This is a genomic window from Streptomyces sp. NBC_01803 (genome assembly GCF_035917415.1).
Taxonomy (GTDB): domain Bacteria; phylum Actinomycetota; class Actinomycetes; order Streptomycetales; family Streptomycetaceae; genus Streptomyces.
The window spans coordinates 213,764-229,062 of sequence record NZ_CP109073.1 but is presented as its reverse complement, the minus strand read 5'-3'; the positions used below and the strand labels follow the sequence as shown (position 1 = coordinate 229,062).

Below are 15,299 nucleotides of genomic sequence, written 5' to 3'. Positions count from 1 at the left end.
GCCGGGCCGGGCGGGGCTAGGGTCCCCGTCCATGACCGCGTCCGCCACCGCACATCCCCGGTTCGCCGCCGCCCTGACTCGCCTGGGGCTGGACGACATCGAGATCCGCGCCTTCCCGGAGGCGACCCGGACGGCCGCGCAGGCGGCCGACGCGATCGGATGCAAGGTTAATCAAATAGTAAAGTCCCTGGTGTTCGAGGCGGATAAAGATCCGGTCCTGGTCCTGATGAACGGCGCCTCGCTGGTGGACACCGACCTGGTGGCGGCCGTGCTGGGCGCAGAGTCGGTGCGCAGGGCGCCCGCCGAGGTCGTCCGATCGGCCACCGGGTACGCCATCGGCGGCATCCCGCCGTTCGGGCATGTGACCGGCATGCGCGCGCTCGCCGACCGGGGGCTGCTGGCCCACGACACGGTCTGGGCGGCGGCCGGCACGCCCCACACGGTCTTCCCGCTCGCCCCCGGCGCACTGATCGCGCACGCCGGTGCCGAGATCGCGGACGTGGCCCGGATCCCCGGCTGATCCCGTCGGCGGCGGCCGGAATGCGCGTGCGCGGCTCCGGCGCCCGGAGGATGATCGGCCCACCAGGGGACGACCTGCCGCCGGACCGCGGATCTACCGTGACCTCTTCCGGATACCGGGCGCCGGGGCGTTCGTCGCGGCCAGTGTCGGGGGCCGTTGGTCCATGGCGATGCCCTCGCTCAGCACGGTCCTCCTCGTCACCGACGTCTCCGACAGCTGTGCCACGGCCGGCGCCGTGGTCGCCGGGGTGGGGCCGCTGTGGGCGATGCCGGGAGTGGCCGGCTGCGGACCTTCTCGCTGTTCTCCGGCATCCTCATCGGCTCGACGATCACCGCCGGTGACAGCCTGGCGCGGGAGGGCGCCCCGGGGAGGCCCTCACCGAGCGCATGGCCTGCCTGTCCACCGCCGTGGGCCTGGGCCGCGCGCTGGGCGTGCCGGCGGCGGGGCTGATCATCGAGGAACACGGCCCGCGCTGGGGCTACGCCTTCACCCTCGCCTGCGGCTGCGTCGCGCTCGTGGTCGGCGTGCTCGGCGCCGGCAGGCTGCGCGTCATGTCCACCGCCCGGCTCGCCCGCGCCGTCTGACGCCCGACGCCTCGCGGCTCACGTCGCTGAATCCCCGTGCCCCCGTGCCCCCTGTGGCTCCCCGTGCCCCCGTGCCCCCTGTGGCTCCCCGCGCTCCGTGCCCCCGCGCTCCGTGCCCCCGCGCTCCCTGCGAGTCCCCGGGCCTGGCTCAGCCCTCCCCGCGGTCCTCCGGCGTCAGGGGCAGGTCCGCCCAGACCACATGCCCCCGGCCGCCCTCGCGCGGACGCACGCCCCACACCGTCGCCAGCGCGCGGACCAGGAACAGCCCGCGACCGCTCTCGTCCTCCTCGGCCGCCGGTCTCGGCGGCTCCTGGGGCCCCATCCCGTCGCCGGTCACCGCGATGCGCAACAGGCCGCCCAGCAGGCGCAGTTCGCAGACGACGGTGTGACTCCCGGTGTGCCGCAGCGCGTTGGTGACCAGCTCCGACATCACCAGCTGGGCGTCGTCGCAGGTCTCGTCCGGCGTCCGCCACTCCGCCAGCTTCAGGCGCGTGCGTCTTCGGGCCTCGGAGGTCGAGGCGTCGACGGCGGGTAGGGCGAAGCGGAGCCGCTCGTCCGTCAGAACAGCGGTCCGGTCCCGTCCGGGTGACTGAGCGTGCGAGGAGAAGGCCACGGATCCACTGTGAGTGCTGGCCATCTCATCCGGCAAGAGCCAACCTGCAAATTTCAGAAGCGCTGATATCAGTCTGTCGCACACGCTGACGGCATGACAGACTGCTTGTGTGTGACCGTAGTTGGAGGGGTGACGCAGTGGCGGTTGGACCGGCGGGCGGCGCGGCGACGGTGCTGCGACTCGTGCTGGGCAAGCGGCTCCAGGACCTCCGGGAGGCCGCGGGGCTCTCCTTCGAGGAAGCGGCCAGGTCGCTGGACGTCACGCACGCCACCATCCGGCGGATGGAGAAGGCACAGGTGGGCCTCAAGGTCCCCTACGTCGAGAAGCTCCTGCGCATCTATGGCGTGACCGGCCAGCGGGAGATCGACGGCTTTCTCGGCCTGGTGCGCGAGGCCAACCAGCCCGGCTGGTGGCACCGGTACCGGGATGTCCTGCCCGAGTGGTTCAGCGCGTTCGTCAGTCTGGAGGCCGAGGCCGACCAGATCCGGGCATATGAGCCGCACTACATCCCCGGGCTGTTGCAGACCGAGGCGTATGCCACGACGGTGCTCCGCGCCGGAATGCCGCACGCCCCGGCCGGCGAGATCGAGCGGCTGGTGGCGCTGCGCCTCACGCGCCAGGAGTTGCTGGTCCGCAAGCAGCCGCCCCTGCTGTGGATCGTCATGGACGAGACGGTCCTGCGCCGGCCGATCGGCCGGCCGCATGTCATGCGCGCCCAGATCTCCCGGCTGATCGAGGCCGCCACCACGATGCCGCAGGTGCGGCTTCAGGTCATGCCGTTCGCCGCGGGGCCCCATCCGGCGATGTACGGGCCCTTCCACCTCTTCCGGTTCCCCCTTCCCGAACTGTCCGACATCGCCTGCGTGGAGAGCCTCGTCGGCGCGGCGTACTTCGACCAGCGCGACGACGTGTCGGCGTTCCGGGAAGCCCTGGACCGGATGTGCGCGCAAGCCGCGCCAGTGAACCGCACCGAGGCCATCCTCGGTGCCATTCGCAAGGAGATCTGAACCATGGATCGCATTTACAACGGCATGCCCGCCAAGCAGCTCGGCACCGAGGGCTGGCACAAGCCCTGGAGCGGCGGCAACGGCGGGAGCTGTGTCGAGGCGATGCGACTGCGGGACGGCCGCGTGGCGCTGCGCCAGTCGGCCGACCCGGACGGCCCCGCGCTGATCTGTTCGCATCACGAGATCGAGAGGTTCATCCAGGGAGTGAAGTCCGGAGAGGCGGACTTCCTCCTCGTCTGACCATCCGCGGGGATGAGGCGCGGTGTCCGCCCACGGGGGGGTGGACACCGCGCCGGCGCGACAGGGACGAGAAGACGGAGTACGCCGTGAGCGACGAGGGATACACCGAAGGATTCACCGCCGAGCAGATCGACACCAGCAGGCCCCATCCGGCGCGGATGTACGACTACTACCTGGGCGGCCAGGACAACTACGAGGTGGACCGCGCCGCCGCCGAGCGCGTCATCGAGCTGCTGCCGGACATCGGAGCGGCGGCACGGGAGAACCGCGGCTTCCTGCGCCGCGCCACCGCCGCCGTCGCCCGGCGCGGGATACGCCAGATCATCGACATCGGCACCGGGATACCGACCTCGCCCAACACCCACGAGGTGGCCCGGTCGGTCGACCCCGATGTGCGGGTGACGTACGTCGACAACGACCCGATCGTCAGCGCCTACGCCGGCGCCAAGCTGGTCAACGACGGCGGCGCGGCGTTCGCCCTCGCCGATCTGCGCGATCCCGCGTCGATTCTCGGCCACCCCGCCGTCACGCGGCTGATCGACTTCGGCGAGCCGGTGGCGCTGATGCTCGTGGCCACCCTGCACTTCATCGAGGACGCCGACGACCCGGCGGGCCTCGTCGCCGCCCTCACCAAGCCGCTGTCGCCCGGGAGCTGTCTGGTGCTCAGCCACGGCACTCCGGACTTCCACGACGCCGCCCAGTTGCGCGCCGTCAGCGACGTGTACCGGGACGCCACCGCCTCGCTCACGCTGCGACCGCGTGCCCAGGTGCTGGAGTTCTTCACCGGGTTCGACCTCATCGACCCGCCCGGTCTGGTGCAGCCGCCGTTCTGGCAGCCGGAGACGCCCGTGCCGGACGACCCGGTGCTGCGCGGGCTCGGGTTCTACTGCGGGGTCGGGGTGAAGCGCTGACCTTCGGACAGCCCATGGGACAAGTGGGGCGAACGGGTGCGCCCGGGATGGCGGCGTCACCTCGGGCGGCGCGGGTCGTTGCGGTTCATGACCGTCCCCCCGCTGACCCTCCCTGGGAGGTGCCATGAAAGTGCGCCGTTCGCTGGCGGTGGCCGCCACCGCGGCCGTCGCGGTCGGCGTGTCCGCCCTCGGACCCACCCCGGCCTCGGCACAGGAGACCTCCGGCGCCGCCGTCGAGTACGTCGCCCTGGGCGATTCGTACTCGGCCGGTGTCGGCGCCGGCGGCTACGACAGCGCCAGCGGTGACTGCAAGCGCAGCGCCGCCGCGTACCCGGAGCTGTGGGCCGAGGCCAACGCCCCCGCGTCCTTCGACTTCACCGCCTGCTTCGCCGCCCGGACCACCGATGTCATCGACAGCCAGCTCGGCCCGCTGGACGCGGACACCACTCTCGTCACCCTCAGCGTCGGCGGCAACGACATCGGCTTCGCCGACACCATGGAGACCTGCGTGCTCCAGGGCACCAGCGCCTGCCTGTCGGCCGTCGCCGCCGCCGACTCGGCCGTCACCGACACCCTGCCCGGCCGGCTCGACACCGTCTACGACGCCATCCGGGCCGAGGCCCCCGCCGCCCGTGTCGTGGTGTTCGGCTACCCCCGCCTGTACGAGCTGGGCGGAAGCTGCTCGACGGGCCTCAGCGAGGAGTCCCGGGCCGCCCTCAACGACGCCTCGGACCACCTCAACGACGTCACCGCCCAGCGGGCCGCCGACCACGGCTTCACCTATGCGGACGTGCGGCCGACGTTCACCGGGCACGAGATCTGCTCGGGCGACGAGTGGCTGCACAGCGTCAACTGGCTCTCCCCCTCCGAGTCCTACCACCCGACCGCCGAGGGCCAGTCCGGCGGCTACTACCCGGTGCTGGCGGACCTGGTCTGACGGTCAGTCCCCCTCCGCGCCACCGTTCCCGGCGGCCCGGCCGTCGCTCCGTCGCCCCGCGCGGCGGCCAGGGCGGCGGCCGGGTCCGTCTCCGCGGGACCCGCCGGCCACCACCGTCCGCCCGTCCTGCGGAAGGGCCACCAGCGGCCGTCCGCGTCGCAGCGGAGCTGGACCGCCTCGCCCACGACCGTCCAGCGGGCGCCGGAGCGACGCAGCACCGGCCGGGACTCCTCGCCGGACCAGGCCGTGGCGAGCAGGTCGGCGGCCCGCGCGGGCGCGTCCCCGGCCGTGTCCTCCAGCGCGGCCAGCGCTGCCCGGCCGCCGCACTCCCAGGCCCGCACGGCGACACGCAGATCGCGCGCGGGGCGCCCGCAGCCCTCGGCCAGCCGCCCGGCCACACGCTCCGGGGGACGGCCGGCGGCCATCCGCACCGCGTCTTCCCACCGGCCGAGCGGGACAGGCACCGGGGCGGTGGCGTGGCCCGGGGCGAGGGCCTCGGCGAGCAGCCGCCTGGCCCGGAGGGCGGTGTCCGCGACCAGGAACTCCAGCGCCGCGGTGTCCAGTCCGTCCGCCGGTCCGGCGCCGCCGGACAGCGCGGGCCCGGTGCCCGGCTCGGCCACGGCGGGCGGCGGGAACGGCAGCGGCGGGAGCGTCCCGGCGCGTGCGTAGGCGTCGACAGCGCGCACTCCGGCGGGCAGTGGTGGGTGCCCGGGGCGCTCACGCCCCGGCTCCGCGCGGGCGGCGCTGCGCCGTTGCAGCTCGTCGGTCAGCTCGCGCTCCGCGCGCCCGCGCAGCAGCAGCAACAAGAACGGATCGGCGTCCAGCAGCCGGGCCACCTGGTAGCACAGCGCGGCGGTGTGCGCGCAGTGGTCCCACTCGCCGCACTCGCAGGACGGCTCCAGGTCGCCGATGCCCGGCAGCAGGTCGACGCCGGCCGCCGCCGCGTCCTCGACCAGACGCGCGGGCATGTCCCGGTCCAGCAGCGCCGCGAGGTGCCCGGCCTCGCCGGCGACGGTGTTCAGCAGCCGGTCCCACTCCGGCCCGGTCAGCCGCCGCAGCAGCACGTCGGCGCGGTGCCCCGTGCCGTCGGCGGCCCGGACCACGGCGGTGAGCCGCCCCGGCCGGACGGAGACGGCGCCGACCGCTCCCGCCCGGGCGTGCCGCCGCCCCTGCCGGATCCGGTCGCCGTCCAGCGCGGCGTCCTCCAGCGCCTTCAGCCACCGCTGTCCCCACCAGGTGGCCGCGAACCCGCGCCCGCGCGCGGGTGGCAGGGCGGCGAGGACCAGCTCATCGTTCCCCGTTGCACGGTTCATCGCTCGCTCCCCGGACGGTCGGCGCCGCGCAGGGCCACGAGGTCGGCGAGCTCGGTGTCGGACAGCTCGCTCAGGGCGGCCTCGCCGGCGCCGAGCACCGACTCGGCCAGGGCGCGTTTCCGCTCCAGCAGGGCGGCGACGCGGTCCTCGATCGTGCCCTCGGCGATCAGTCGGTGCACCTGCACGGGCCGGTCCTGGCCAATCCGGTAGGCGCGGTCGGTGGCCTGCGCCTCGACGGCCGGGTTCCACCAGCGGTCGAAGTGCACGACGTGCTCGGCGCGGGTGAGGTTGAGACCGGTGCCCGCCGCCTTGAGCGACAGCAGGAAGACCGGGACCTCACCGGCCGAGAAGCTCCGGACCATCTCCTCCCGGCGCGGCACCGGCGTGCCGCCGTGCAGCAGCAGGCCGGGCACCCCGCGCGCGGTCAGATGCCGCTCCAGCAGGCGGGCCATCCGGACGTACTGGGTGAAGACCAGCACGCTCGCGCCCTCGGCCAGGATCGAGTCCAGCAGCTCGTCGAACAGCTCCAGCTTCCCCGAACGCCCCGGCAGCCGGGGATCGTCCTCCTTGAGGAACTGCGCCGGGTGGTTGCAGATCTGCTTCAGCGAGGTCAGCAGCTTGACCACCAGGCCACGCCGGGCGAAGCCGGCGGTGCCCGAGACGGCGTCGAGACCCTCGCGGACCACCGCTTCGTAGAGCCCGGCCTGCTCGGCGGTCAGGGCGACGGGGCGGTCGGTCTCGGTCTTCGGCGGCAGCTCGGGCGCGATGCCCGGATCGGATTTGCGGCGGCGCAGCAGGAACGGCCGGATCAGGCGCGCGAGCCGCTCGGCGGCGCCGGGGTCGGCACCGGACTCGACGGCGTCCGCGAAGCGGGAGCGGAACGTGCCGAGGCGGCCCAGCAGGCCGGGGGTGGTCCAGTCGAGGATGGCCCACAGCTCGGAGAGGTTGTTCTCCACCGGGGTACCGGTCAGGGCGACCCGGGCGCGGCCGGGGATGGCGCGCAGCCGCCGGGCCGTCGCGGAGAAGGGGTTCTTGACGTGCTGCGCCTCGTCGGCCACGACCAGGGACCAGGCGGCGGCCCCGGCGAGGCGGTCGGCGTCGACGCGCATCGTGCCGTAGGTGGTGACCACGACCTCGTCGCCGGCCAGGCCGGTCAGGTCGCGGGCCGCGCCGTGGTAGCGGCGTACGGGCGTGCCGGGGGCGAACGCGGCGAACTCCCGTTGCCAGTTGCCCAGGAGTGATGCCGGGCAGACGACCAGCGTGGGTCCGGCGGTGGCGGGGTCGAGCTGCCGGTGCAGGTGGAGGGCGATGAGCGTGATGGTCTTGCCCAGGCCCATGTCGTCGGCGAGGCAGCCGCCGAGTCCGAGCGAGGTCATGCGGTGCAGCCAGTTCAGTCCGCGCAGCTGGTAGTCGCGCAGGGTAGCGGTGAGCGCGGCGGGCTGCGGCACGGGCTCAGGGCCGGCCTGTTCGGGATCGGTGAGCCGGTCGCGCAACGCGCGCAGCCGGCCGGAGACGGCCACCTCCACCAGTTCGCCGTCCACCTCGGCGGTGCCGGTGAGGGCGGCGCCGAGCCCGTCCAGGGCGCCGATTCGGCGGTCCCGCCGGTCGAGGGCGCGGCGCACCTCCTCGGGCGCCACCAGCACCCACTGGTCGCGCAGCCGCACCACGGGCCGTCCGGCCTCGGCGAGCCGGTCGAGCTCCTCGCGGGTGAGCTCCGTGTCGCCCACCGCGAAGCGCCAGTCGAACGCGAACAGCGCGCCGGGGGTCAGGAGGGACGGCAACGCGGACTCCGGCCGGGCCCCGGGAGCCTCTCCGTCCGGTGTCCCGTCCCCGCCGACGACCGCGCGGGCGGTGAGGCCGCGGACCAGGTGGCGCGGCCAGTGCACCTGGACGCCGGCCGCCGCCAGCGCCCGGGTGACCGGTGCGCCGAGGAGACTGGAGACGTCCTCGTCGGCGAGGTCGACGGCGTCCGGCACGGCGGCCGACAGCAGCGGCGTCAGCGGCTCCCAGGCGGCGGCGGCGCGGCGCAGCGTCAGCAGCGCGTCGGTGCGGGCGCGCGGCCCGAACGCGCCGACCGCCGGCGAGGTGCCCGCCCACACCTCGGCGGCGTCCGCGACGGCGGTCGGGTCGCTGAGGCTGTGGAGCTGGACCACCGCGCGGAACCTCGGTCCCGTCGCCCCGGTGACGCCGTCCGTCCCGGGCCCGGCCGGGTCCGCCTCGACGCGCAGCGACAGACGGACGCCCGCGTCGTGCCCGGCGGCCACCCCCTCGGCCCAGGGGCGCTGCGCGGGCAGGCGGCGCGGGGCCCGGTCGGCCCAGGCCGGGCCGCCCGCGGCGAGCGCGGCGGCGGGGGTGCGCGGCAGCGTGTCGGCGACCGCGTCGAGGAACGCGCGCAGCAGCGTCTCGGGCCGGGGGAGCAACAGACCGCCGTCGTCGGCCGGTTCGGGCAGCGGAACGGCGTGGGCGTGCGGCGGCATCGCGGCGGCCAGCTCCCGCAGCCGTCCGGCGTCGGCGGCGTCCAGCGGGCCGAGCCGCCAGGCGTCGTGGTCGGTCGTGGTCAGGCCCGGCAACAGCCGTCCGCGAGCTGCCAGTTGAAGGGCGAGCACGGCGGCGGCGCCCCAGCAGGCCGCCGCGCCCCCGGCGTCCGCGGCACGGGCCCTGGTCAGCACGGGCAGGGCGTCGCGCATCGGCAGTACGACGGCCGGGACCGTGCGGGCCCGTACCGAGCCGTCCGGCTCGGGGAGCGCCACGGTCAGCTCCTCGCCGGGCAGTTGGCCCGCCGCCGGCCGGGAGCCGTCGGGGTGCCAGAAGGCGACCCGGGAGGCGCGGGGCGGATCGGCGGGCAGGAAGACGGCGGCGCAGCCGGTGAGGGCGGATGTCTGGGCGGGGGTGGCCGGGCTCGCTGTCACGCGCTGACCGTCTCCTCAAATTTGACTAGCGGCGGTGCGACGGCCGAGGGTACCTCACGCTCCCGCGATCCGGAAACGGCCGCCGGGGACCGGGGCGGTCCCCGGCCCGACAGGGGGGCTGGGTACACCCCCGGGCCGGGTGCTGCGGCCATGGTGCGGGCGGGGCTGCCGTTCCTACGGTGGACGGGCGCCGCCCACCGACGATTCCCGGAGACGAGATGCCCTCAGCCGCCACCGCGCCCGCCGCCCCACCGCGCCCCCCGACCGGGCCGGGTGACGAGTTCGCCCCGCTGCTGCGGCAGGTCAAGGGGCAGGACCTGCTCGCCCGGCGCACCGGCTGGTACGCCGCGGGCCTCACCGTCAACGCCCTGGTCCTGGCGGCCCTCGCGCTCGCCGTGCTCGTGGTCGGCGATTCCTGGTGGACCGTGGCGCTCGCCGCGCCGCTCGCGCTCTTCTCCACCCGCACCGCGTTCTTCGGGCACGACGCCGGCCACGCGCAGATAGCCGCGACGCGCCGGACCAACCGCCTGATCGGGCTGGCGCACGGCAACCTGCTGCTCGGCATGAGCTCCGCCTGGTGGAACGACAAGCACAACCGGCACCACGCCAACCCCAACCACCTGGACAAGGACCCGGACGTCGGGGAGGGCGTCATGGTGTGGACCCAGGCACAGGCGGCGAAGCGCGCCGGTCTCGCCCGTCTGCTCACGCGCCATCAGGCGTGGCTGTTCTTCCCGCTGCTGCTCCTGGAGGGCTTCGCACTGAAGGTCGCCAGCGCGCGGATGGTGCTCTCGCCCTCGGGCTGGGAGCGGAACGGGCGGGCGCGGCTCGTGGAGGGGCTGCTGATCGCGGCGCACTTCTCGGGGTACGCGCTGCTGCTGGGCACGGCCATGAGTCCCGGGAAGGCCGTGGTGTTCGCGCTCGTCCACCATGCCCTGTTCGGGCTCCACCTCGGATCCGTCTTCGCCCCCAACCACAAGGGGATGGAGATGCCGGACGCGGCCGGGACGCGCTGGGGACACCTCAGGCGCCAGGTGCTGACCTCGCGCAACGTGCGCGGCGGCCCGGTCACCGACTGGTTGATGGGCGGGCTCAACTACCAGATAGAGCACCACCTCTTCCCGAGCATGCCGCGCCCGCACCTGCGGCTGGCCCGCCCGCTGGTCCGGCAGTACCTGCGCGAGGCGGGGCTGCCCTACACCGAGACCGGGCTGGTGGACTCCTACCGGCAGGCCCTGCGCCACATGCATGAGGTGGGCGCCCCGCTGCGGAAGCCCGTCGGAGCCGGCGCCGGGGTCAGCCCGCCGCGGTCCTGAGCGTCAGCTCCTCCAGCCCGGCCAGCAGGCCGGGCAGTTCGGGCCCGCGGCCCACCGGCAGGATCTCCCGGGGCGCGTCGTCCAGCAGCACGAACGCGATGTCGTCGGCGCGGGCCACCAGGCTCCAGCCGGGGCCGTCCACCCGCAGCGTGCGCGCATCGCCCGCGGTCGAGGCGACGGCCGCCCGGACCCGGCCGGGCGGGGGTGGGGAGGCCAGATAGCCGCGCAGCTCCTCCAGGACGTGGCGGACGCCGTCGTTCGGTCGCTCGCCGGGAGCGACGAACGTCACCTCGTCGGCGACCTGTTCCCGCCAGCGCGTCCACTGCCGCGCTATCTCGTCCGCCCCCAGGCGTCGTTGGGCCGGGCCCCACTGCCGGGGGTCGGGCGGGGCGAGCGGGGCGGGCCCGGCGCCGCCGGGCTCCGCCTCGGGGTCGTGCGGGGCGGGCAGTCCGGGCGCGGCCACGGCGAGGGCCAGCGGCCAGCCGGGCAGCACGGCGGCGATGGTCCGTTCGTCCGGGCACACGTCGTAGGTCATGCCGCAGTCCCAGGCGGCTATCGCGCAGGCGGTCAGGGCCACGTCCTCGGTCGCCACCGTCCAGCGGGCGCCGGTGTCGTCCTGGCCGAAGAGAAGACCGTAGCCCTCGGGACCGGGCGGGAGTGAGAGGGCCTCGCAGGCCGCCGGATAGTCGTCGCCCAGCACCCCGGGGAAACGTTCCGGCGTGAGCAACACGGCTGTGAGTACGAAGAGTTCGTCCTCCGTGCCGGCCTCTTCCGCCTCCGTCGTGCTCAACGAGAGCCTCCCTGCTCGACCCGGTGCCATGGCTGACCAGAGCAAAAGGTACCGTCCCTTCGGGATAGCGGTACCGCACAGGTGGTTGCCGACAGCCTCTTACTGGGGAAGGCTGACACAGCAGTCGCCTTACGAGAAGGGGGAGCTGGGGATGGCACTGAGCACCACGCTGGACTGGCTGCTGGACGATCTGGCGCAACGGCTGCCGCGTGTGCGGCACGTTCTGCTGCTGTCCAGCGACGGGCTGGTCACCTCCGTGAGCCGGGGCCTGAAGCGGAGCAGCGCCGAGCACCTGGCGGCGGTCTCCTCCGGCCTGCACAGTCTCGCCAAGGGAGTGGGGGAGCACTTCCAGTGCGGCGATGTCCGGCAGACGATGATCGAGTTCGACGACGGCGTGCTGTTCGTCACGGCCGCCGGGGACGGTAGCTGTCTGTGCGTCCTGGCGGGACCGGACGCGGACATCGGGCAGGTGGGCTACGAGATGACCCTGCTGGTGAACAAGGTGGGCGAACATATGGGGCTCGCCGCGCGGGAGAACACGTCCTGAGCGGGCGGCCGGGCGCTCCCGGACGCGTTCCGTAGGGCTGTTGATCACAGAGGGTTGCCATGGGTGACGTTCCGTGGCTATGCTGATTACGCAAAGTGATCGCATCATCACGGAAGGAAGCCGTCATGCCTGTGCGCGACACCGCGGACCGACTGACCACCACCCTCGCCGTCACCGCCACCGGCGCCACGACCGCCGCCACCGGCGCCACCGGCCCCACCGGCGCCACGACCGCCGTCACCGCCACGGACGCCACGGACGCCATCACGTCGGACACCGCTGCCGTGCCCGTGCGCCGTGCGGCCAAGGAGCTGGGCCTCGGGCCCCGGGAGTTCGGCGACGCCGTGCGGCTGGACCACATCCCCACGGTCGCCACTGGCGTCCCGTGGCAGCGGAGTGTTCCGCGCGCCGCGCTCGACCGACTGCGCGCGGATCGGCGCTTCCCGGAGCAGGTGCGCGACCTGGCCCTGATGGTCAACGCGACCGGCGGCGCCGAGCTGTTGGGCATCGCGCCCTCGCGCTTCTCCCGGCTCGCGCGCGGCGGGCTGCTGGCCCCGGTCGACCTCCATGTGAACCGTCACCGGGTGGTCGTCTGGCGGTATGCCGCCGCCGAGCTGCGCGCGTTCGCGGCGGAGAGAGCCGAGCTGCTCACCGGCCCGGCGCCGGAGGGGCTGCGCCGGGCGCTGCGCGGCGGGGAGGACTGGCGCCCGCGCCGCTGGCGCAGGCGCCGCGCCGACCTGCTGACCCGTCAGGCCGAGGGCCCCTGGCAGCGGGCCGCGGCGCTCGCCGCCGTCCTGGAGCCGCCGACGCTTGCCGCCGACGTGCCGGACGCGCGGGAGCGGGCCCTTTTGCTCCGGCTGCGCCCGCCGCTGGCCGGCGTCCGCTCCGGCGGCCCGCGATGGGACATCGTCGCGCCGCTGCTGACGGCGACCGACCCCGACGAGGCCCGGTGGTATCGCGCCGAGCTGTCCACCGCCCTGATCCGGGCACGGGCCGCCGCGCCGGTGGCCGAGGGGTGAGCGCGGCCTTCAGAGCTGGCCCACGTCCATGACCTTGATCACCGCGCGGCCCTCCGCGTCCGAGGCGGTCAGGTCCACCTCGGCCGAGATGCCCCAGTCGTGGTCGCCCGCCGGATCGGCGAAGGTCTGCCGGACCCGCCACAGCCCGTCCTCGGGCCGCTCCTCGATGGACAGCAGCCGCGGGCCCCTGGCGTCGGGCCCGGTGCCCAGCTCGTCGTATTCCTCCCAGTAGGCGTCGAGGGCGGCGGCCCAGGCGTCGGCGTCCCAGCCGGACTCGCCGTCCAGCTCGCCGAGCTCGCCGGTCCGGTCCAGCGCCGCCAGCTCCACCCGGCGGAAGAGCGCGTTGCGCACCAGCACCCGGAAGGCCCGGGCGTTGGCGGTGACGGGGCGCACCTGGTCGGCGCGGTCCTGAGCCTCGGTGGCGTCCTCGGTCTCGGGGTTGGCCAGCTGCTCCCACTCGTCGAGCAGGCTGGAGTCCACCTGCCGCACCAGCTCGCCGAGCCAGGCGGTGATGTCCTGGAAGTCCTCGGACTTCAGGTCGTCCGGCACGGTGTGCTCCAGCGCCTTGTAGGCGCCCGCCAGATAGCGCAGCACGATGCCCTCGGTGCGGGCGAGCTCGTAGTGGGAGACGAGCTCGGAGAAGGTCATCGCGCGTTCGTACATGTCGCGGACGACGGATTTGGGGGAGAGCGGATGATCACCCACCCAGGGGTGGCTCTTGCGGTAGACACCGAAGGCGTGGAAGAGGAGGTCGTCCAGCGGGCGCGGATAGGTGATGTCCATCAGCCGCTCCATCCGCTCCTCGTACTCGACGCCTTCGGCCTTCATCGCCGCCACGGCCTCGCCGCGAGCCTTGTTCTGCTGGGCGGCCAGGATCTGCCGCGGGTCGTCCAGCGTGGACTCCACCACGGAGACCATGTCCAGCGCGTAGGAAGGGGACTCGGGATCGAGCAGCTCGAACGCGGCCAGGGCGAACGTGGACAGCGGCTGGTTGAGCGCGAAGTCGGCCTGGAGGTCCACCGTCAGCCGCACGGTGCGGCCCTGCGGGTCGGGGGTGTCCAGCCGCTCGACGATCCCGCCGTCCAGCAGCGAGCGGTAGATCGCGATGGCGCGCCGGATGTGCCGGAGCTGCTGCCTGCGCGGCTCGTGGTTGTCCTCCAGCAGCCGCCGCATGGCCCGGAACGGGTCGCCGGGCCGGGCGATGACGGCCAGCAGCATCGCGTGGGTGACGCGGAAGCGGGAGGTCAGCGGCTCCGGCTCGGCGGCGATCAGCCGCTGGAAGGTCTCCTCGCCCCAGTTGACGAAGCCCTCCGGCGGCTTCTTGCGGACCACCTTCCGGCGCTTCTTGGGGTCCTCCCCGGCCTTCGCCAGCGCCTTCTCGTTCTCCACCACGTGCTCGGGCGCCTGCGCCACCACGAAGCCGGACGTGTCGTACCCGGCCCGCCCGGCCCGCCCGGCGATCTGGTGGAACTCGCGGGCCCGCAGCACCCGCACCCGGCTCCCGTCGTACTTGGTGAGGGCGGTGAACAGCACGGTCCTGATCGGGACGTTCACCCCCACGCCGAGCGTGTCGGTCCCGCAGATGACCTTCAGCAGCCCGGCCTGGGCCAGCTTCTCCACCAGCCGGCGGTACTTGGGCAGCATCCCGGCGTGGTGCACCCCGATGCCGTGCCGGACGTAGCGGGAGAGACTCCGGCCGAACTTGGTGGTGAAGCGGAAGTTGCCGATCAGGGCGGCGATCTCGTCCTTCTCGGCGCGGCTGCACATGTTGATGCTCATCAGCGCCTGCGCCCGCTCCACCGCCTGCGCCTGGGTGAAGTGGACGATGTACACGGGCGACTGACGGGTCTCCAGCAGCTCGGCCAGGGTCTCGGTGAGCGCGCTCGTGCGGTATTCATAGCTCAGCGGCACCGGACGGGTGGCCGAGCGCACCACCGCGGTCGTCCGCCCGGTGCGCCGCGTCAGGTCCTCCTGGAACCGCGTCATGTCGCCGAGCGTCGCGGACATGAGGACGAACTGCGCTCGGGGCAGCTCCAGCAGCGGGATCTGCCATGCCCAGCCCCGGTCGGGCTCGGCGTAGAAATGGAACTCGTCCATGACGACCTGGCCGATGTCGGCGTCCGCGCCGTCCCGCAGCGCGATCGAGGCGAGCACCTCGGCGGTGCAGCAGATGACCGGCGCGTCCGCGTTGACCGAGGCGTCCCCGGTCAGCATGCCGACGTTCTCGGTGCCGAGGAGCTTGCACAGGTCGAAGAACTTCTCGGACACCAGGGCCTTGATCGGCGCGGTGTAGAAGGTGACCTCGTCCCGGGCCAGCGCGGCGAAGTGGGCGCCCGCCGCCACCAGCGACTTGCCGGAGCCGGTCGGCGTGGACAGGATGACGTTCGCCCCCGAGACCACCTCGATCAGGGCCTCTTCCTGCGCGGGGTAGAGGGAGATCCCCCGCTCGCCGGCCCACGACGAGAAAGCGTCGAAAAGGGCGTCGGGATCACTGGTCGCAGGCATCTGATCGATAAGGGTCACTGGTCCATACTGCCCGCATCCGCGCTCCCGGGGGGAACCGGCCGCCCGGCCGAAGATCACGGGGCACTAC

The 15,299-nt window shown here is 74.0% G+C and carries 14 protein-coding genes; 9 read left to right on the top strand and 5 right to left on the bottom strand.

Annotated features, from left to right (window positions below; translation table 11 throughout):
• Positions 1-31: 31 nt before the first annotated feature.
• Positions 32-520, top strand: coding sequence for a YbaK/EbsC family protein (locus OIE51_RS01095; protein WP_326594799.1), 489 nt, complete (start codon positions 32-34; stop codon positions 518-520).
• Between the two features lie 386 nt (positions 521-906).
• Positions 907-1,104 carry a hypothetical protein gene (locus OIE51_RS01090; RefSeq protein WP_326594798.1) on the top strand — a complete coding sequence of 66 codons (198 nt, stop codon included), beginning with the start codon at positions 907-909 and terminating at the stop codon, positions 1,102-1,104.
• A 148-nt stretch (positions 1,105-1,252) separates the two neighbouring features.
• Here OIE51_RS01090 and OIE51_RS01085 read toward each other — a convergent pair whose 3' ends face one another.
• Positions 1,253-1,717 (bottom strand): ATP-binding protein, encoded by a 465-nt coding sequence (locus OIE51_RS01085; RefSeq protein WP_326594797.1) that lies wholly within the window; start codon positions 1,715-1,717, stop codon positions 1,253-1,255.
• Positions 1,718-1,854: 137 nt separating this feature from the next.
• Between OIE51_RS01085 and OIE51_RS01080 the strand changes: the two genes are divergently transcribed.
• The 4 genes from OIE51_RS01080 (at position 1,855) to OIE51_RS01065 (ending at position 4,812) form a co-directional block, all read left to right on the top strand.
• Entirely contained in the window at positions 1,855-2,724 is an 870-nt protein-coding gene (locus OIE51_RS01080) for a helix-turn-helix domain-containing protein (RefSeq protein WP_326594796.1), read from the top strand.
• A gap of 3 nt (positions 2,725-2,727) precedes the next feature.
• Complete coding sequence (locus OIE51_RS01075) at positions 2,728-2,964, top strand: DUF397 domain-containing protein (protein ID WP_326594795.1); 237 nt, start codon at positions 2,728-2,730, stop codon at positions 2,962-2,964.
• Positions 2,965-3,050: 86 nt separating this feature from the next.
• Entirely contained in the window at positions 3,051-3,875 is an 825-nt protein-coding gene (locus OIE51_RS01070) for an SAM-dependent methyltransferase (RefSeq protein ID WP_326594794.1), read from the top strand.
• A gap of 124 nt (positions 3,876-3,999) precedes the next feature.
• Positions 4,000-4,812, top strand: coding sequence for an SGNH/GDSL hydrolase family protein (locus OIE51_RS01065; protein ID WP_326594793.1), 813 nt, complete (start codon positions 4,000-4,002; stop codon positions 4,810-4,812).
• On the opposite strand, the gene OIE51_RS01060 is transcribed toward OIE51_RS01065, so the two are convergent.
• Together OIE51_RS01060 and OIE51_RS01055 are read right to left on the bottom strand one after the other, a co-directional pair.
• A complete protein-coding gene (locus OIE51_RS01060) occupies positions 4,785-6,125 on the bottom strand; it encodes an SWF or SNF family helicase (protein WP_326594792.1) in 1,341 nt (446 codons plus the stop codon). The genes OIE51_RS01065 and OIE51_RS01060 overlap by 28 nt on opposite strands.
• The gene (locus OIE51_RS01055) at positions 6,122-9,034 is read right to left on the bottom strand and encodes a DEAD/DEAH box helicase (RefSeq protein WP_326594791.1); all 2,913 of its coding nucleotides are present in this window, start codon (positions 9,032-9,034) and stop codon (positions 6,122-6,124) included. Before OIE51_RS01055 ends, OIE51_RS01060 begins: the two co-directional genes overlap by 4 nt.
• Before the next feature lie 218 nt (positions 9,035-9,252).
• On the opposite strand from OIE51_RS01055, the gene OIE51_RS01050 reads away from it, so the two are divergent.
• The gene (locus tag OIE51_RS01050; RefSeq protein ID WP_326594790.1) at positions 9,253-10,350 is read left to right on the top strand and encodes a fatty acid desaturase family protein; all 1,098 of its coding nucleotides are present in this window, start codon (positions 9,253-9,255) and stop codon (positions 10,348-10,350) included.
• On the opposite strand, the gene OIE51_RS01045 is transcribed toward OIE51_RS01050, so the two are convergent.
• Entirely contained in the window at positions 10,331-11,170 is an 840-nt protein-coding gene (locus OIE51_RS01045; RefSeq protein ID WP_442811836.1) for a hypothetical protein, read from the bottom strand. The two genes, OIE51_RS01050 and OIE51_RS01045, sit on opposite strands and share 20 nt — an antisense overlap.
• Before the next feature lie 121 nt (positions 11,171-11,291).
• Between OIE51_RS01045 and OIE51_RS01040 the strand changes: the two genes are divergently transcribed.
• Both OIE51_RS01040 and OIE51_RS01035 read left to right on the top strand, forming a co-directional pair.
• On the top strand, positions 11,292-11,687 hold the full coding sequence (locus OIE51_RS01040; protein ID WP_326594788.1) for a roadblock/LC7 domain-containing protein: 396 nt from the start codon (positions 11,292-11,294) through the stop codon (positions 11,685-11,687).
• A 125-nt stretch (positions 11,688-11,812) separates the two neighbouring features.
• Positions 11,813-12,706 carry a DUF6397 family protein gene (locus OIE51_RS01035; protein ID WP_326594787.1) on the top strand — a complete coding sequence of 298 codons (894 nt, stop codon included), beginning with the start codon at positions 11,813-11,815 and terminating at the stop codon, positions 12,704-12,706.
• Between the two features lie 9 nt (positions 12,707-12,715).
• Here the strand turns inward: OIE51_RS01035 and OIE51_RS01030 are convergent, their stop codons facing one another.
• Positions 12,716-15,229: a DEAD/DEAH box helicase gene (locus OIE51_RS01030; protein WP_326594786.1), complete on the bottom strand. Its 2,514-nt coding sequence runs from the start codon at positions 15,227-15,229 to the stop codon at positions 12,716-12,718.
• Positions 15,230-15,299 lie beyond the last annotated feature (70 nt).